This is a genomic window from Candidatus Methylomirabilis sp., from assembly GCA_036000645.1.
Classification (GTDB): domain Bacteria; phylum Methylomirabilota; class Methylomirabilia; order Methylomirabilales; family JACPAU01; genus JACPAU01.
On the sequence record DASYVA010000137.1, the window covers coordinates 1 to 16646 of the forward strand.

Sequence of the window (16646 nt, forward strand, 5' to 3'; positions counted from 1 at the left end):
AAGTGGTGGTGGAGGCCGAGCCCCTCCAGGATGGTCAGGGCGTAGCCCTGAGGCTTGTTGGTGGCCACCGCCATGGCCTTGTGGCTGAGGGCCTGGAGCGCCTCGGGGACGCCCGGGTAGGGGCGGGTCGCATCGAGGAGGTGGCTCGCATAGTGCTCCCGGAAGGTCAGGAGCCCCGCCTCCACCTCCGCCTCGGTCACCGGGCCCCGCTCTGCCGTCAGGGCCCGCGCGAGCAGCGGCCCGACCCCGTCCCCGACGAAGCCCGCCACGGTCTCGACGGAGAGGGGCGGCAGCCCCAGGCGGCCGAGGGCGTGGTTCACCGACGCGGTCAGGTCCAGGCGGGAGTCCACGAGCGTCCCGTCCAGGTCGAAGATGAGCAGGTCCACGCGCCGCCGCATCGGTCCCGGACCTCTCACCGAGTCCCGGACTCCAGGTACCGCCGCAGCCGCGTGAGCGCCTCTTCCAGGTTCGCCAGCGAGTTCGCGTAGGAGAAGCGGAGGTAGCCCTCCGCCCCGGACCCGAAGTCAATCCCGGGGGCCAGCCCCACGTGGGCCCGCTCCAGGATGTCGAAGGCCAGGCGCAGGGAGTCGGCCCCGAAGCGGCGAGCATCGGCGAGGATGTAGAAGGCGCCCGTGGGCTCGTGGCGGACGGCGAAGCCGAGGGCCCGGTGGCCGTGGAGGAGGAACCGGCGCCGCTCGTCGTAGGTCTTCCGCATCTTCTCCACGTCCGGCCCGGCCTCCCGCAGGGCCGCCACCGCCGCCCACTGGACGAAATCGCTCGCGGAGATGAAGAAGTTCTGGTGCATCTTCTGGAGGGGCCGGACGAGGGCGGGGGGGAGGATCGCGTAGCCCAGTCGCCAGCCGGTCATGGCGTACGCCTTGGAGAACCCGTTCAGGACCACGGCCCGGTCCGTGAACTCCAGGATCGAGTGCTCCCGGCCCTCATACGTCAGGCCGTGGTAGATCTCGTCCGACACGACGAGGGGACCGAGCCCGGCGAGGGCGCGCATCCGTTCCGGGGGGAGGAGCGTCCCGGTGGGATTGGCGGGGGAGTTCAGCAGGATGGCGCGCGTCCGGGGCGTTACGTGCTCCGCCACCGCCTCGGGCCGGAACTGAAAGCCATCCGCCTCGGGGGTCGGGACCAGGACCGGCTCCCCCCCGGCGAAGCGGACGATGTTCGGGTAGCAGGCGTAATGGGGGTTCGTGAGGATGACCTCGTCTCCCGGCTGAAGCACGGCGGAGAAGAGGAGCCACATCGCCGGCGAGGTCCCGGCGGTTACCAAAATCTGCTCGGGGGAAACCGTGACCCCGTAGCGCTCGCGGTAGTGCGCCGCGATGGCCTCGCGCAGGGCCGGCAGGCCCAGGCTGTGAGTGTACTTGGTCCGCCCCTCGCTGAGAGCCCGGGTCGCCGCCTCCTGGATGCAGGCCGGCGTGGGGAAGTCGGGCTCCCCCACCTCCAGATGGATGATGCGGGCCCCCTGCCGCTCCAGGACGGTGGCCCGCTCCAGCACCTCCATGGCCAGGAAGGGCTGGATCTCCTCCGCCCGCTTGCTGATCATCTGCTCCCTCGGATCAATCTGGCTGTCAATCCTGACTTTCAAGGAGATACCGCAGGAGACTCAAGTTAGCGATAGCTCCTCGCGTGGAGCCCCAATTCGGATCCGCACAACTCCACCATCTTATGTCCACTCCTCTCCTCTTGACAGGAGAGTAAATCATCGCTAGCGTTCTTGGCCAACCTTCCTGTTCGAACCTCTCCCCAAGCACAGTTTCACCTGCCGCCACCTCCTCTTGCGGGTGTCTTAGACTCCGTCGTGCCAAAGTGGAGGGAGGGAGTCCAATGAAAAACTCCAAGGTGTTCTTCCTGGCGATCGCAATAACGCTTGTGCCGTTCCCGTGGCTTCTGCCTTCGATTGGAGAGGCGCAAGTGGTCGTGGATTGCGATGCTGGCGGCAGAATTCAGGACGCCATCAACTTTGCCTTCCCATCGGGGGCGCTCATCTTCGTGACGGGAACTTGTTTTGAGCAAAATATCAACGTGGGGGGGCATTTAGCCAATATCACCCTGGATGGCCTGGCGCCTGGCGCAACGGCAAGGGCCACAATTTTCAGTCAAACTCCCTCGGGCGCGCCCTTAAATGGCGCTGTTGGTGTAAACGGCGCAAGGAACGTCAGGATTAGGAATTTCATCATCACCGGCAACGGGACGAGCGACGGAGTAAGTATCGTCGATGGGGCTGCGGTGCGACTGGAGAATAATATCATTGAGAATCAGGCCAGGGACGGGGTTTTCCTCCGGTTCTCGTTTGCGCGAATAATCCGCAACACGATACAGAACAACGGCGCTGACGGGATAAACGTCACTGAGAGCAGCTCAGCCCGAATCGGCCACTCGAGCTTCGATGACTTGACGCCAATGCCCAACACGATCCAGGGCAACGGCGGCAACGGGATCAGGGTATCCCGGTCTTCGAACGCCCGCATCGCGGGCAACAAAGCTATTAGCCCGAGTATCGGCGGCGGTATCAGTGGCAACGGAGGCCATGGCGTTTTCGTCCACCAGGCCTCTCATGCCCAGATCGCTACTAACGACATTAGCAGTAACGGCGGCGATGGGATAAGTGTCAATGAGAACTCCGGCGTCAATCTCAGCATCGGTGCGATCTTCAACGAGCCAAACTCCACCACTGGGCTCAACATCGGTTTTGGAATCCAATGCTCGATCGGGGGCTACGCCAGCGGTCCTGTAGGGTCCCTCGACGGGAGCGGTGGCGAAAGGAAGTTTGAAGGGAACTGCATAAATAACCTCTCAAGGTGAGTGATGCTCCACGGGGACGCTCCGGCCTGTGGATGGCGCGTCGGCCGGGAGTGCATAGCTGCACCTTAGTCAATGAACCGGAGCGGGACGGTCCTGCCCACCTCCGCCCGCACTTCGGGCAGCGCGAAGAAGGCCCGCAGCCCCTCCAGGTGGCGGGGGCTCAGATCGAAGGAGAGGTGCTTCCGGAAGTAGGCCAGGCAGGCTTCCTCCGTCATCCCGACGCGGGCGTGGACCGCGCGGCTAATCGCTTCCGCCCGGGCCAGCCCGTAGGTCCTGGACGCCGTCAGGGCCCGGTGCAGGGCCCGGACCTCCTCCGCCCGATCATCCCAGACCTCCGTCCGGACCGCCCATACGGCGAAGACGAACGGGAGGCCGGTCCACGCCTTCCACTCCTCCCCCAGGTCGAGGTCGAAGGGGAACCGCCCCCTGGTGGCCTCCCGCAGCGCCGGGTCGCCGATGAGCAGGCCGGCAGCCACATCCACGGGCAGCTCCTCCCCGTCGGCCGCGGCAACGTACTCCGGCTCGACGCCGAACCGCCGGTGCAGGAGAACCCGCAGGAGGCAGGCGGAGGTCATCGACGCGGGGGTCAGCAGGACGCGCCGGCCCGTGAGATCCCGCCACGGGACCCGGCTGAAGCAGCGAACGCTGACCACCGGACCGTCGCAGGCGATGGCCAGGTTCGGAAGGAGGCGGAGCGCTTCCGTGGCCCGCGCGTAGGCGAGAGAGGAGATGACCGAGATGTCCAGCCTCCCGCCCATCAGGGCTTCGTTCAGCGCGGCCGGCGTCCCCTCCACGATGGTGCACCGGGCCGGCGTGGCCCCCTCCTCCAGGCCGGCGTAGACCGGCTCGCAGTTCAGGTAGGCCACCTTCCCGAGGTGGAGCGGCTCAGCGGCCATGCTGGTCTCCTGCCGCGGCCCGGGCATCCAGGAGGACTCTTCCCCCCACCATGCCGAAGCAGACCGCATCCTCCGAGACCCCCTCCAGAAGCCACCGTTCCGGGTCCTCTCCCTCCGGCACCCGCACCGCGATGCAGTCGGCCTCCTTCCCCGGCGCGAGGGAGCCGACCCGATCCGCGAGACCCAGCACCTCCGCCCCCCCGAGCGTGAGCATCCGGAGCCAATCCCGCGGGCGCAGCTCCGGCAGGAGGGGGCGGGCCGCGCGGAGCTCGTCCCAGAGGCTGAGGCTCGGGGCGCTCGCGAGCGAATCGGTCGCCAGCCCGACCCGGACCCCCGCCAGCCGCAGGGCCGCGAGGGGCGGGGCGCCCACGCCCAGGGCGGCGTTGCTCCGGGGGCAGCAGGCCACGGCGGCTCCCGTCCGGGCCAGGCGCGCGGCGTCGGCGGCCTCCGCCTGCACCGCGTGGACGACGACCGTCCCGGGGGTGAGCCACCCCTCCGCCTCCAGAAGGGCGAGGGGCCCCATCCCGCACCCCTGCGGCGCTGCGACGCCGAGGGGCTTCAGCAGGCTTTCCCAGAAGGGGCCGACCCCCTCCTGCACGAACTGCACCTCCTCGCGACTCTCCGCGGCGTGGATGCTGACCGGCCAGGGACCGACGTCCCGCAAGCGCCGCAGCGCGGCCCGGAGGGCAGGGGTCGTGCTGTAGAGGGAGTGGGGGGAAAGGCCGGCCGCGAGGGGCGTGCCCCGGACCAGGGCAGCGAGGGCGGCCAGGTCCGCCGCCGCCCTGGCCGCGAGGGCCTCCGCCTGGGTGCCGTCCGGGCCCAGGACCTCCCAGTAAATGACCCCCCGGAGCCCGCTCTCGCGCAGCAAGGGGGGGCTCACGCCGGCGGAGCTCACCTCCCCCACGCAGGTGGTCCCGGCCCGGAGCAGCGCCTCGATTCCCGCTGCCACCGAGGCGCGGTACCAGGGGGCATCCAGGGTGCGCTTCTTCTCGATGAGCGCCAGGAGCCAGGGGAGGAAGCCTCGCCCCCCGGGGAGCGTGCCCCGGAGGCCGGAGAGCTCGAGGTGCGTGTGCACATTCACCAGGCCGGGGAGGAGCGCCGCCCCGGGGAAGGCCTCTTCGGGGGCGTCGGCCCGGGCCTCCCTCAGGACGGCCCGGGGCCCCACGGCCTCGATGCGGCCCCCCGCCACCAGGAGGGCGCCGTCCGGGATGGGGGGTCCCGTTACGGGAAGGAGCCAGGATGCGCTCAGGAGGCGGCGCATCGGCCCTCCTGCTGCGCGGTCCACCGGGCGAGGGCCTCGGCGAACTCCTCCGGCGTGTTGGCGTTCAGGAAGGCCAGCCCCTCCACGTCGAGGGCCGCCAACGCCTCCGGGCCGACTTCCCGCACCCGGACCTGGCGAAAGAATCGGGTGATCTTGAGGTCGTCCGACCGGATCGCCTCCTCCATGTGCGGGAGGCAGGCCTTCCCGTAGATCGCGTGCAGAGGCTGGAGTCCCTCGGGCGATCGGGGGATGACGATATCCGCCTCCGCCGCCAGCGCCCGCATGTGCCGGACGAGGGGAGAATTGAAGAAGGGCATGTCGCAGGCCATCACGAAGGCGTGGGGATGGCGAGCCGCGGCCACGGCCGTGTAGATGCCCCCCAGCGACCCTTTCTCCGGGATGAGGTCCGGGACCACCCGAACCCCCAGATCGTCGTAGGGGCCCGGTGTCCCGCCGATGACCAGCACCTCCGGGAACAGGTCCCGCAGGGCGGTGACGATCCGCTCGATGAGGCGCTTCCCGCCGAACGTGAGGAGGGCCTTGTTCCTCCCCATGCGGGAGGACTTCCCGCCGGCCAGGACCGCCCCCGTCATTCCGTCCCCGGCGCCGGGCGCGGCGGGAGCAGCTCCACCCGGACCACCGCCCCCGCTGCGATCTCCCGATCCGTCCCCTCGAGGATGGCCACACCCGTGGCCCCGGTCCGGGCCGGCGCGAATCGCCAGCCCTCTCCTGCGGGCATGAGCCGGCCTCGGATGAGGTGCGTCACGCCGGCCTCCGTGCTGACGACCTCGGCCAGTGCCGCCCTGACCGCCAGCGGCTCGGCGGCAACCCCTCCCCACGCCCAGAGGGCCGGCCCCACCAGGGCGTGGAAGGCGGCCCACGCCGCCCCGGGGCCTCCCGGAAGCCCCAGGAGGATCCGCTCTCCCAGGCGGGCGACCCGCGTCGTCGAGCCGGGCCGGATGGCGACCCCGGGCACCACCACCTCCGCCCGGAGGGCCGCCCAGACGGCCGTCAGGAAGTCGTGCACCCCCCTCCCTGTCCCTGCCGTGGTCACGACCACCGGAGCCTCCGCAGACCGGACGGCGCGGACCAGGGCCTCGGGGTCGTCGCCGACCGGGGGCCGGCGGTCCGGCAGCCCTCCCCACTCCGCCACCTGGGCCGCCAGCATATAGCCGTTGCTGGCCACCACCTCCCGCCCCGGCGCTGCCGGCTCCGCCAGGTCGCGGAGCTCGCTGCCCGTCGCCAGGACGGCCACCCGGGGGCGCGCCCATGCGGACACGGTGGCGCATCCGGCCGAGGCCAGGAGGCCCACCTCGAAGGCCGTCAGGAACCGCCCCGCCGGAAAGCAAACGGCGCCGGGGCGGAGTTCCTGGCCCCGGCGCCGGACGTGGCTCCCGGGTACAACCGGCTCCCCGAAGAGGAGGCCCCCCGCCTCCTCCCGCGCCCTCTCCCAGGGGACGACGGCATCCGCTCCCGCCGGCAGCGGCGCCCCGGTCATGATCCGCACCGTCTGGCCCGGGGCGACGGGAGGCACCTGCGCGCGGCCCGCCGTGAGGTCCCCGGCCAGGAGCGACAGCCGGCTGGGACGATGGGGTCCGGCGCCCGCGGTGTCCGCCGCTCGGACCGCATACCCGTCCATGGCGGCGCAGTCCTGGGGGGGAACAGCCAGGGCCGAGAGCGCCGGCTCCGCCAGGACCCGCCCCGTCGCGGCGGCCAGCGGGATCTGCTCGACTGCCCGCGCGGGCAGAAGGCCGAGCAGCCGCCGGCGCGCCTCGGCAAGCGGGCAGTGGGCCTCGGACCCGATTACTCCTCCTCCTCTTCCTCGGCCTTCTCGAGCGACTCCAGGTCCACCACCTCCGCATCCGGCACAATGGGGGCTTCCGCCGGCGGCGCAGGGGCCGCCTCCTCCACCTCTGCGACAACTTCCTCCGGCGCCTCGGCTTCGGGGGCGCCCTCCTCCTCTTCCTCCTCGACCGCCACCGCCTCCGGCGCCAGATCCCGGAACCAGGTGGGCTTTCCCCCTTCCTCCACGAGCATCCCGGCCGCCACCGCCTCCTCCAGCGGAACCACGCTGTAGTCCACCACCCCCGACGCCAACTCCTCGAGGGCGATGTAGGTGGGCTTGACGCTGCGGGTCTGGATCAGGGGCGGGGCCCCCCGGGCGAGCTGCTTGCTCCGCTTGGCGGCGATGATGACCAGGCGGTACTTGCTGTCCGCCTTGTCGAGGATCTCCTCGATAGGGACTAAAGGCATGGGCTCCGTCCTCCTGCCGCCCTCACCGGCCGGGCGCCATGTCGGGCGCCGGGGTGAAGCGGCGGCTCTTTGACCGCTCGGCGGTGATGATGGCGCAGAGCACCTCCACCGCCCGCTCCACGTCGTCGTTGACCACTACGTACTCGTACTCGGGGTACGCGGCCATCTCCGTCCGCGCTCGCGCAAGGCGCCGGGCGATCTCCTCGGGCCGGTCGGTCCCCCGCGCCCGGAGCCGCGCCTCCAGCTGGGCGAAGGAGGGGGGCAGGATGAAGATGAAGACCCCCTCCGGATAGGCCGCGCGCAGGATGGCCGCCCCCTGGGTGTCGATGTCCAGGATCACGTCGTTGCCGTGCGCGAAGTGGGCCTCCAGGTCCTTCCGGGAGGTCCCGTAGAGGTGCCCGTGGACGGTCGCCCATTCCGCGAACGCGCCCTCCGCCACCATGCGCTTGAAGGTCCCCTCCTCCACGAAGTGGTAGTCCCGCCCGTCGGACTCGTCCGGCCGGGGGGGCCGGGTCGTATAGGACACGGAATGCACGAGGCGGGGCAGCCGCCGGACGGCCTCCTCGCAGAGGGTCGTCTTCCCCGCGCCCGACGGGGCCGACACCACGATCAGGAGCCGCTCCGACTTCACGCACGTCCTTCCCCGGCCCCCGCTACGCCTCCGCCGGCTCCCCCGTCAGGCGCTGCGCCAGCGTCTCCGCCTGGATGGCCGAGAGGACCACGTGGTCGCTGTCGGTCACGATGATGGCGCGGGTCCGGCGCCCGTTGGTGGCGTCCACCAGCTTCCGCATCTCCTTGGCCTCGTCCTTGAGCCGCTTGCTGGGGGCAGAGCTGGGGTCGACGATGGCGATGATGCGCCTGGCCACCACCACATTGCCAAAGCCAACGTTCAGGAGCTCCGTCGCCACCCTCCCCTCCTCACGGAAGAGACCCCCGGGGGCGGGAGCCACGCCAGGCCGCGGCCCGCTCACTCCACGTTCTGGATCTGCTCCCGCAACTTCTCCAGCTCGGCCTTCATCGTCACGACCTCCGCCGCGATGGCCGCGTCGGCCGCCTTGGTCCCCAGCGTATTCACCTCCCGGTGCATCTCCTGGAGGAGGAACTCCAGCTTGCGCCCCTGCGGGCCAGGGGCGTCCAGGAGGTCCCGGAACTGGGCGAGGTGGCTCGTCAGGCGCGCCCCCTCCTCGCTGATATCGGCCCGGTCGGCGAAGAGGATTACCTCTTGCTCCAGCCTGCCGGGATCCAGCGGGACCCCGCCCGCCAGGGCCGCCACCCGCTCCTGGAGCCGCGCCCGGTACGCGGCCACCGTCCCGGGGACCCGGGCCAGGACCGCCGCGAGCCCCCGCTCCAGGAGATCGAGGCGGTGCCGGAGCTCCGCGGCCAGAGCGGCCCCCTCCTTCTCCCGCATCACCTCCAGATCCGCGAAGGCCTGTTCCAGGGCGGGCTGGATTTCCTCCCAGGCGGCGCCGGCCTCCTCCTCCGGCTCCTCGAAGCTTACCAGGTCCCGGAGGCCGGCCAGGGCCTCCACCGAGAGGCTCCCGGGGAGCCCCAACTCCTCCTGGAGGGCGCGGACGGCGGCCACGAAGTCCCGCGCCGCGGCCCGGTCCACCCGGATCGTCCTGGACGGTTCGGTCAGGAGGCGTTCCGAGAGGTGGACCTCGAAGCGGCCCCGCCCGAACCGCTGCTGCACCTCCCGCTGGATCTGGTGCTCCAGGTGCCAGAGGCGGCGGGGGAGCCGGGCGCGGACCTCGACGAAGCGGTGGTTGACCGCCTGGACCTCAACCCGGTAGTGGGCGCGTGGGGTGGTGTGTTCGCCCCTGCCGAAGCCCGTCATGCTCTTGAGCATCGCAGCCCTTTCCGCCTTCCGGAGGCGGCCTGCACCCGTGGGGGGCGCGAAACTTTCCTAATCTACTGAAAGACCCCTTCCCTGTCAAATTCCCGAGCGCTGCCGCGCCTTTACTTCCCCTCGCAAAGCCGCTATCATCCGCGCCCTGGAGATCCCATGGACTTCCTCTGCCTCCTCGCCGCCGCCCGCGAGATCCGCGAGGCGCTGCTCGGCCGTCATGTCGCGGGCGCGGCGGGAGGCGGACCCGCGCTCTCCCTGCGCTTCCGCGGCGCGCCTTCCCTGCTCCTCGATCTGACGCGGGGCAGGCCGATCTTGGCCCTGACGGAGCGGGCCGAGGAAGGCAGCCGGGAGCCGCTCGCCCGGGCTGCGGCGAAGGCGCTCCGCGGCCGGGCCCTCACCGACGTCGGTGTGCACGCGTGGGCGCGGGACGTCCGCCTGATCTTCGACGCGGGGGCGGTCACGCTCGACGTGCACCTCCTGCCCCGCCGCCCGGGGGCGCTGCTCCGCAGCCCGGACCGGCTCCTCCTCACGATCCCCCAAGACTTCCGGCCCGGCGGTCCGGCGGCCCCGAGGCCCCCCGAGACGCCCGCGGATCTCGCGGGACTGCTCGCCTCCTTCCTGGCGGCAGGAGAGCCTCCCTTCCGGGCCCTCCGGGCCGCGCTGCCCCCCCTCGGGACCGTCCTGGCCCGGGAGATCGCCGCGCGCGCGGCCTCCCCGGATCCCTTGGCCCTCTTTCCGGCGCTCGAGGAGCTGCGCGCGATGGGAAACGGCCCGTTCGCTCCCCGCCTCCTCCTCGAGGGGGAGGCGGTACGGGGGGTGAGCGCCATCCCGCTCACGGCCCACCCCGCAGCCGCCCAGCGCCCCGTCGAGAGCATGAGCCGGGCGCTGCTGATCTGGCGCGACGCGCACCGGGCCGGCCGGCCGGAGGAAGAACGCGGCTCCCTGGAGCGCCTCCTGATCCGGGCGACCGCCCGCCTCGAGCGGCGGGCGCAGGCGCTGCGGGGGGACCTGGCCAGGGCGGCCGAGGCGGACCGGTGGCAGCGGATGGGGGATCTGCTGGTCGCGAACCAGCAGGCGGTCCGGCGGGGCGCGGCCTCGGTCACCCTCCCGGATTATGCCGCCGGCCCCGAGGCTTCCCTCCCGATCCCGCTGGATCCGAGCCTCCCGGTCCGGGCGAACGCCGCCGCGTATTTCAAGCGGGCCGCCAAGGCCCGCCGCGGCTTCCCCCTCCTGCGAGCCCGGCTGCAGGAAACCGAGGAGACCCTCAAGCGCCTCGCGGAGGCGGAGGCGAGGCTCGGAAGCGGATCCCTGCCCCCCGGAGAAGCCGAAGCCCTCCGGCGGACCTTCGCCCCGCGCGCCGGTTCGGAGCGGACGGTGACGGCCCGCCGGCCCCCCGGGGAGGGCCCGGCCCCGAGACGCTTCCTCTCCAGCGAGGGGCGGGAGATCCTGGTGGGCAAGAGCAGTCAGGGCAACGCCGCGCTCACCTTCCGGCTGGCTCGGGGCCACGACCTCTGGCTCCACGCCCAGGGGGCCTCCGGCTCGCACGTCCTCGTCCGGACGGAGAAGGCGGACCCCCAGGTCCCGGCGCGAACGTTGCGGGAGGCGGCGGTCCTCGCCGCGTACTACAGCAAGGCCCGGGGCCAGACCAAGGTCCCCGTAGACTACACCGAGGTCCGGCACGTCCGGAAGCCGAAGGCGGGGAAGGTGGGGGAGGCCCTCATCACGCGGGAGAAGACGATCGTCGTCCGGCCGGACCCGGCCGTCGTGAAGGCCCTGGCCGAGCGGGCGCGGGCGGCCCGCACCTGATGCCGCGCTTCGCCGCCATCGACGTCGGGACCAACACGGTGCGCTTGCTGGTGGCCGAGGCGCAAGCACCCGGCGCCTACGCCGTCCTGCACCAGGCCCAGACCATTACCCGCCTGGGGGAGGGCCTGGAGGCCACGGGGCGGCTCACCGCGGCCGCCATCGAGCGGACCGTGGCCGCCCTCGCAGGGTATGCCGCGGCAGCCCGCCGCCTGGGGGCCCTCGCCGTGCGGGCCGTTGCGACGAGCGCCGCCCGGGAAGCGGCGAACCGGGAGACCTTTCTCGAGGCCGCCACCACGGCCGGCTGTCCCGTGGAGATCGTGGGCCCCGACGAGGAGGCGCGCCTCACCACGCTCGGGGCGCTCTACGTCCTGCCGCGCCCCGCCTCCCGCTGCCTCATCATCGACATCGGTGGCGGGAGCACCGAGCTCACGCTGGCCGCGGGCGGCCTGCCGCGGGCAAGCGTCAGCCTCCCGCTCGGCGTCGTCAAGCTGACCGAGCGCTTCCTCCCGGATGACCCGCCGCCGGCAGCCGCGCTGGCCGCGTTGCGCGTCCACGTCCGGGAGGCGCTGGCGGCGGGGGTCCCGTTCCAGGGCGACCTCGGATCCGCCGAGGCCATCGGGACGGCGGGAACCGTCACCACGCTGGCCGCGCTCGAGCTGGGCCTCGACCCGTACGATCCCGAGCGGGTGACGGGGCACCGACTCACCAGCGGTCGCGTCCGAGAACTCCTCGCGTGGCTCGCCGGGATTCCCCTCGGGGAGCGCCAGCGCCTTCCCGGACTCGAGCCCGGCCGGGCTGACGTCATCGTGGCCGGGACCTGCCTCCTCGCGGAGACGCTCGCGGTCCTTGGATTCGAGGGGCTCACCGTGACCGACGGGGGCCTCCGGGAAGGGATCCTGCTCGACACCGTGTCCCGCCACCTCGCCCCTCGCCCCGGGGGGCGATCCGGCTGAGGGGCGTCGTTTCTGGCCCGTCGCTTGCACCTTGACAAGCCCGGCCACCTCCCGGTAGGATGCCCTCCGCGCCGACGCCAGGGCGCGGGGGTCGGCGAAGGATGTCGCGCGAATGGACTCAAGTAAAGTCCTAATCCTCAATCAGACCTTCGAGGCCCTCCAGGTCTGCAGTGCCCGCCGAGCGATCGTCCTCCTGTACACGGGCCGTGCCGAGCGCGTGGAGGACACCAGCCGGGTCGTCCGTTCCCCCTCGGTCGCCTTCCCCGTCCCCTCGGTCATCCGCCTGCACCGCTACGTGCGGAAGCCCCCACTGCAGACCCTCTCCTTCAACAAGAAGAACATCCTGAAGCGGGACGGCTACACCTGCCAGTACTGCAGCCGCAACAGCGGGGAGCGGATGACCATTGACCATGTCCTGCCCCGCTCCCTCGGCGGCCGGACCGTCTGGGAGAACGTGGTGAGCGCGTGCCGGGCCTGCAATCTCAGGAAGGGGAATCGCACCCCGCCCGAGGCGGGGATGATCCTCCTCCGGCCCCCCGCGAAGCCCATCTCCGTCTTCTACCTGGGGATTCTGGCGACCTCGCGCGAGCGCCTGGAGGCGTGGCGCAAGTACCTCCCGGCGGGGGTGGTGGCCGCCGGCCGGGCGAACGGCCCGGAGGCAGGGAGGAGGTCGTGATGCCGCGGTCGCTTGGGCGCAGGGCGGGGATGCTCGTTCTCCTCATGCTCCTGGGGACGGGGGTCGCGTGGGCGCAGGAGACCGCGACGGGGGAGCCTGTGCCCGGGAGCTTCGAGCAGACGCTGGCGAACCTTCCGGTGGAGGCCCTCCACCAAGTCAAGACCGAGGACAACCTCCACCTGATCGCCGCCTACTACTACGGGGACGCGAGGCAGTGGCCCCGGGTGTACGGGGTGAACCGGAGCCTCATCGGCCGCAACCCGTCCGTCATCCACAGGGGCCAAATCTTCAAGATCCTCCTCCCGGCCGGCTGGGCCCCGCTGGAGCCCTACGACCACTTTCTGGCGCGGGTCCGGGCCACCGGCATCCCCGGTCTCACGGCCCCGACCGAGGCGGGCGGGGGAAGAGCCGCAGAAGCCGCCCCGCCCGCGGCTCCGGAGCCCCCGGCCGCCCCCGCCTCGGAACCCGCCGCGCCGAAGTCGTACTAGCCCTCCCGCCCGCCATCCAGCCCGCGCGAGTGCCGTGATACAATGCTCCGATGCGGGTTCTTGCCCGCTCCGACAGCCATGAGCCGCTTCAAACTCGTCTGCGAATACCAGCCGAAGGGGGACCAGCCCCGGGCCATCGAGCGCCTCACGGAGGGGATCCTGGGGGGGGAGAAACACCAGGTCCTCCTGGGGGTGACCGGGTCGGGGAAGACCTTCACCATGGCGAACGTCATCGCCAACGTGGAGCGTCCCACGCTCCTCATCGCCCACAACAAGACGCTCGCCGCCCAGCTCTTCAACGAGTTCCGGGGGTTCTTCCCCGAGAACGCGGTCGAGTTCTTCGTCTCCTACTACGACTACTACCAGCCGGAGGCCTACATCCCCAAGACCGACACCTACATCGAGAAGGACGCCCTGATCAACACGCACATCGACAAGCTCCGCCACTCGGCCACCCGCTCGCTCCTGGAGCGGCGCGATGTCATCATCATCGCCTCCGTCTCCTGCATCTACGGGCTCGGCTCCCCCGAGGCCTACTCCGGCATGATGGTCTTCCTGGAGGAGGCAGGCTTCTGCCAGCGGGACGAGATGCTCCGGAAGCTCGTGGAGATCCAGTACACCCGCAACGATCTGGACTTCAAGCGGGGGACCTTCCGGGTGCGGGGGGATACGGTGGAGATCTTCCCGGCCTACGCCGATACCGCCGTCCGGGCCGAGCTGTGGGGCGACACGGTGGAGGCTCTCTGGGAGATCGATCCCCTCACGGGGGACCGGCGGGAGCGCCTGCGGCAGATCCCCATCTACCCGGCCAACCACTACGTTACCCCGGAGGAGCACCGGCAGCGGGCGAGCACCGCGATCCTGGAGGAGCTGAAGGAGCGGGTGGCCTGGTTCGAGCGGCAGGGGAAGCTCCTGGAGGCGCAGCGCCTCGGCCAGCGGACTCACTTCGACCTGGAGATGATGCAAGAGCTCGGGTCCTGCAAGGGGATCGAGAACTACTCCCGCCACCTCACGGGCCGGAACGCGGGGGAGCCCCCGCCGACCCTGATGGACTACCTGCCCCGGGACGCCCTGGTCATCATTGACGAGTCGCACCAGACGGTCCCGCAGGTCCGGGGGATGTACCACGGGGACCGGTCCCGCAAGGAGACCCTGGTGGAGTACGGGTTCCGGCTCCCCTCCGCCCTGGACAACCGGCCCCTAAACTTCGTCGAGTTCGAGCGGGCGGTCAGCCAGGTGATCTACGTCTCGGCCACTCCCGGCCCCTACGAGCTGCAGAAGGTGCAGGGAAAGGTGGTGGAGCAGATCATCCGGCCGACCGGCCTGATCGACCCCCCCATCGGTGTCCGGCCCATCAAGGGGCAGATCGACGATCTGATGCACGAGATCCGGGAGCGGGCCGCCGCCGACCAGCGGGTCCTGGTCACGACCCTCACCAAGCGGATGGCGGAGGACCTGACCGACTACCTGGCCGAAGCCGGGATCCGGGTCCGGTACCTCCACTCGGACATCGACACCCTGGAGCGGAACGAGATCATCCGGGACCTGCGCCTCGGCAAGTTCGATGTCCTGGTGGGGATCAACCTGCTCCGGGAGGGCCTGGACATTCCCGAGGTCTCGCTGGTGGCGATCCTCGATGCCGACAAGGAGGGCTTCCTGCGGTCGAGCGGGTCGCTCATCCAGACGGCGGGGCGGGCCGCGCGGAACGTGGAGGGACGGGTCCTTCTCTACGCCGACGCCACCACCGGCTCCATGCGCGAGGCGATGGCCGAGACGGAGCGGCGCCGGGCCCTGCAGACCGCCTACAACCGGGAGCACGGCATCACCCCCGAGAGCATCACGAAAGGGATCCAGGACATCCTGGGCAGCATCTACGAGCGGGACTACTACACGGTGCCCAAGGAGCACGACCCGGCGGCCGACGCCTACGTCCCCCGGGAGAACCTGCCCGGGCTCATCGCTGCCCTGGAGAAGGAGATGAAGGCGGCGGCGAAGCGGCTGGAGTTCGAGCGGGCCGCCGAGCTCCGGGACCGGATCCGCCTCCTGGAGCGCCGCCGCCTGGGGATCCTCGACCCCGCCTGAGGCCCCCCGCACGCCCGGAGCCTGCCCGTGCCCGCGCCGCCGCCCGTCGTGGGGACCCTCCTCGCCTGGCTCAGCACCCTCCCCCTCTTCGCCCTGGCCCTCACCCTGGCCGCCGCCTTCCTCCTGGCCGCCGCCCTGGTCTTCTTCAGCGATTGGCCCGCCGGCCCCGGGGGAGGCCGCCTCGGGTGCACCATGCGGGCGGCCGGCTACCTCCTGATGGCCGCCTGCCTCATCGGCCTGGGGGGGCTCGCCCTCGTGGAGACGCGGGCCTTCCTCCTCGCCCTTTCCCTGTTCCTGGGGTTCGGATACCTGGTCTATACTCTGCGGGTCCGCCTGGAGAAGCGCACGCTTCCCTAGTCCGCCCGCCCGGAGAGGATCCCATGGCGACGCATCGGATTGCGGTCATCCCGGGGGACGGGATCGGGAAGGAGGTGATCGCGGAGGGCGTGAAGGTGCTCCGCGCCCTCGAGCGCCTGGAGCCGGGGCTTCGCCTCCACCTCACCCGCTTCGGCTGGAGCTGCGACTGGTACCGGAAGCACGGCGCGGTGATGCCGACCGACTGTCTCACGGTCCTGGCCCGCTTCGACGCGATCTACCTGGGGGCCATCGGGGATCCGGCGAACGTGCCCGACGTCATCGCCCAGCACGCCCTGCTGAGCCTCCGGAAGGGCCTGGACCAGTACGCTTGCGTCCGCCCCGCCCTCCTCCTGCCGGGGGTCCGCTCTCCCCTGGCCGGGAAGGCCCCGGGGGCGATCGACTTCATCGTCGTCCGGGAGAACACGGAGGGGGAGTACGCGGGAACGGGGGGGCGCCTGTACCGGGGGACGCCGAAGGAGGTAGCCGTGCAGACCTCCATCTTCACCCGGCTGGGGATCGAGCGGATCATCCGCTACGCGTTCGCCCTCGCCCGGCGCCGCAAGCGCCGGCGCCTCACCTCCGTCACCAAGTCGAACGTCCAACAGTACAGCATGGTCTTCTGGGACGAGGTCTTCTGGGCGGTGGCCCGGAAGTTTTCGGACGTGGAGGCCGAGTCCATGCTGGTGGATGCGGCGTGCATGAACTTCGTCCGGGCGCCGGAGCGCTTCGACGTGGTGGTCGCCTCCAACCAGTTCGGGGACATCCTGACCGACATCTCCGCCGCCATCGTGGGCAGCATGGGGCTGGCCCCCAGCGCCAATATCAACCCGAGCCGGGCGCTGCCCTCCATGTTCGAGCCGGTCCACGGGTCCGCGCCGGACATCGCCGGGAAGGGGATCGCCAACCCCCTGGCCGCCATCTTGGCCGCGGAGATGATGCTCGACTTCCTCGGGGAGCGGCGCGCGGCGCGGCGGATCCGGCGGGCGGCAGTGGCCCTTCTGGTGGAGGGGAAGGCCCTGCCGGCCGACCTGGGGGGACGGGCCTCCACGGCGGAGGTGGGAGGAGCGGTCGTGCGGCATCTCCGGCGCGCAGCCCGGGCCTAGCGGGACTCCAACGAATTGGAGCTATGGCTCACGCTCACACGGGGGTGCCGGGCCAAATGACGAGCATCACGAGGCCCGAGGGAGGAGGCGGCCGGAGGCGTACGCAGT

Annotated in this window: 18 protein-coding genes; 8 read left to right on the forward strand and 10 right to left on the reverse strand. The window is 71.3% G+C overall.

All coding sequences use genetic code 11. The annotated features are described in order from the left end of the window. Both VGT06_07685 and VGT06_07690 read right to left on the reverse strand, forming a co-directional pair. Positions 1-398: HAD hydrolase-like protein (locus VGT06_07685; GenBank protein HEV8663001.1), on the reverse strand; the 398-nt coding region annotated here is incomplete at its 3' end. 14 nt (positions 399-412) lie between these two features. After that, complete coding sequence (locus VGT06_07690; GenBank protein ID HEV8663002.1) at positions 413-1558, reverse strand: pyridoxal phosphate-dependent aminotransferase; 1146 nt, start codon at positions 1556-1558, stop codon at positions 413-415. A 281-nt stretch (positions 1559-1839) separates the two neighbouring features. On the opposite strand from VGT06_07690, the gene VGT06_07695 reads away from it, so the two are divergent. Beyond that, the gene (locus VGT06_07695; protein ID HEV8663003.1) at positions 1840-2817 is read left to right on the forward strand and encodes a right-handed parallel beta-helix repeat-containing protein; all 978 of its coding nucleotides are present in this window, start codon (positions 1840-1842) and stop codon (positions 2815-2817) included. 65 nt (positions 2818-2882) lie between these two features. Here the strand turns inward: VGT06_07695 and VGT06_07700 are convergent, their stop codons facing one another. From VGT06_07700 to VGT06_07735, 8 genes are read right to left on the reverse strand one after another with little or no spacing between them, the layout of a single operon-like run. Further along, entirely contained in the window at positions 2883-3713 is an 831-nt protein-coding gene (locus tag VGT06_07700; protein HEV8663004.1) for a menaquinone biosynthesis protein, read from the reverse strand. Beyond that, entirely contained in the window at positions 3703-4974 is a 1272-nt protein-coding gene (locus VGT06_07705) for an amidohydrolase family protein (GenBank protein HEV8663005.1), read from the reverse strand. Before VGT06_07705 ends, VGT06_07700 begins: the two co-directional genes overlap by 11 nt. Further along, positions 4959-5567 (reverse strand): molybdenum cofactor guanylyltransferase, encoded by a 609-nt coding sequence (locus tag VGT06_07710; GenBank protein ID HEV8663006.1) that lies wholly within the window; start codon positions 5565-5567, stop codon positions 4959-4961. The genes VGT06_07705 and VGT06_07710 overlap by 16 nt, the downstream gene beginning before the upstream one ends. Continuing rightward, entirely contained in the window at positions 5564-6778 is a 1215-nt protein-coding gene (locus tag VGT06_07715) for a molybdopterin molybdotransferase MoeA (protein ID HEV8663007.1), read from the reverse strand. Before VGT06_07715 ends, VGT06_07710 begins: the two co-directional genes overlap by 4 nt. Continuing rightward, positions 6778-7227 (reverse strand): DNA-directed RNA polymerase subunit omega, encoded by a 450-nt coding sequence (gene rpoZ, locus VGT06_07720; protein HEV8663008.1) that lies wholly within the window; start codon positions 7225-7227, stop codon positions 6778-6780. Before rpoZ ends, VGT06_07715 begins: the two co-directional genes overlap by 1 nt. A 22-nt stretch (positions 7228-7249) precedes the next feature. Continuing rightward, a complete protein-coding gene (gmk, locus tag VGT06_07725; GenBank protein ID HEV8663009.1) occupies positions 7250-7858 on the reverse strand; it encodes a guanylate kinase in 609 nt (202 codons plus the stop codon). Between the two features lie 22 nt (positions 7859-7880). Next, positions 7881-8135, reverse strand: a complete 255-nt coding sequence (locus VGT06_07730) for a DUF370 domain-containing protein (GenBank protein ID HEV8663010.1) — start codon at positions 8133-8135, stop codon at positions 7881-7883. A gap of 59 nt (positions 8136-8194) precedes the next feature. Further along, complete coding sequence (locus VGT06_07735) at positions 8195-9073, reverse strand: YicC/YloC family endoribonuclease (GenBank protein HEV8663011.1); 879 nt, start codon at positions 9071-9073, stop codon at positions 8195-8197. Positions 9074-9229: 156 nt separating this feature from the next. Here VGT06_07735 and VGT06_07740 point away from each other — a divergent pair, with 156 nt between their 5' ends. The 7 genes from VGT06_07740 to VGT06_07770 all read left to right on the forward strand — a co-directional run bounded on the left by VGT06_07740 (position 9230) and on the right by VGT06_07770 (position 16538). Then, positions 9230-10879: an NFACT RNA binding domain-containing protein gene (locus VGT06_07740; GenBank protein ID HEV8663012.1), complete on the forward strand. Its 1650-nt coding sequence runs from the start codon at positions 9230-9232 to the stop codon at positions 10877-10879. Then, on the forward strand, positions 10879-11832 hold the full coding sequence (locus tag VGT06_07745; protein ID HEV8663013.1) for a Ppx/GppA phosphatase family protein: 954 nt from the start codon (positions 10879-10881) through the stop codon (positions 11830-11832). Before VGT06_07740 ends, VGT06_07745 begins: the two co-directional genes overlap by 1 nt. A 112-nt stretch (positions 11833-11944) precedes the next feature. After that, positions 11945-12508: an HNH endonuclease gene (locus VGT06_07750; protein ID HEV8663014.1), complete on the forward strand. Its 564-nt coding sequence runs from the start codon at positions 11945-11947 to the stop codon at positions 12506-12508. Next, positions 12508-12996, forward strand: coding sequence for a hypothetical protein (locus VGT06_07755; GenBank protein HEV8663015.1), 489 nt, complete (start codon positions 12508-12510; stop codon positions 12994-12996). Before VGT06_07750 ends, VGT06_07755 begins: the two co-directional genes overlap by 1 nt. Before the next feature lie 78 nt (positions 12997-13074). Beyond that, on the forward strand, positions 13075-15078 hold the full coding sequence (gene uvrB / locus VGT06_07760; protein HEV8663016.1) for an excinuclease ABC subunit UvrB: 2004 nt from the start codon (positions 13075-13077) through the stop codon (positions 15076-15078). Positions 15079-15105: 27 nt separating this feature from the next. Beyond that, positions 15106-15435, forward strand: a complete 330-nt coding sequence (locus tag VGT06_07765) for a hypothetical protein (protein HEV8663017.1) — start codon at positions 15106-15108, stop codon at positions 15433-15435. A 23-nt stretch (positions 15436-15458) separates the two neighbouring features. Next, positions 15459-16538 (forward strand): tartrate dehydrogenase, encoded by a 1080-nt coding sequence (locus VGT06_07770; GenBank protein HEV8663018.1) that lies wholly within the window; start codon positions 15459-15461, stop codon positions 16536-16538. The last annotated feature ends 108 nt before the right edge of the window (positions 16539-16646 follow it).

Excerpts from the sequence above, each read along its gene's own strand:
- VGT06_07740 (HEV8663012.1), top strand. The coding sequence starts at position 9,230 with ATGGACTTCCTCTGCCTCCTCGCCGCCGCCCGCGAGATCCGCGAGGCG.
- VGT06_07770 (HEV8663018.1), top strand. The coding sequence starts at position 15,459 with ATGGCGACGCATCGGATTGCGGTCATCCCGGGGGACGGGATCGGGAAG.
- uvrB (HEV8663016.1), top strand. The coding sequence starts at position 13,075 with ATGAGCCGCTTCAAACTCGTCTGCGAATACCAGCCGAAGGGGGACCAG.
- VGT06_07735 (HEV8663011.1), bottom strand. The coding sequence starts at position 9,073 with ATGCTCAAGAGCATGACGGGCTTCGGCAGGGGCGAACACACCACCCCA.
- VGT06_07750 (HEV8663014.1), top strand. The coding sequence starts at position 11,945 with ATGGACTCAAGTAAAGTCCTAATCCTCAATCAGACCTTCGAGGCCCTC.
- VGT06_07700 (HEV8663004.1), bottom strand. The coding sequence starts at position 3,713 with ATGGCCGCTGAGCCGCTCCACCTCGGGAAGGTGGCCTACCTGAACTGC.
- VGT06_07690 (HEV8663002.1), bottom strand. The coding sequence starts at position 1,558 with ATGATCAGCAAGCGGGCGGAGGAGATCCAGCCCTTCCTGGCCATGGAG.
- VGT06_07695 (HEV8663003.1), top strand. The coding sequence starts at position 1,840 with ATGAAAAACTCCAAGGTGTTCTTCCTGGCGATCGCAATAACGCTTGTG.
- VGT06_07755 (HEV8663015.1), top strand. The coding sequence starts at position 12,508 with ATGCCGCGGTCGCTTGGGCGCAGGGCGGGGATGCTCGTTCTCCTCATG.
- VGT06_07705 (HEV8663005.1), bottom strand. The coding sequence starts at position 4,974 with ATGCGCCGCCTCCTGAGCGCATCCTGGCTCCTTCCCGTAACGGGACCC.
- rpoZ (HEV8663008.1), bottom strand. The coding sequence starts at position 7,227 with ATGCCTTTAGTCCCTATCGAGGAGATCCTCGACAAGGCGGACAGCAAG.
- VGT06_07710 (HEV8663006.1), bottom strand. The coding sequence starts at position 5,567 with ATGACGGGGGCGGTCCTGGCCGGCGGGAAGTCCTCCCGCATGGGGAGG.
- VGT06_07745 (HEV8663013.1), top strand. The coding sequence starts at position 10,879 with ATGCCGCGCTTCGCCGCCATCGACGTCGGGACCAACACGGTGCGCTTG.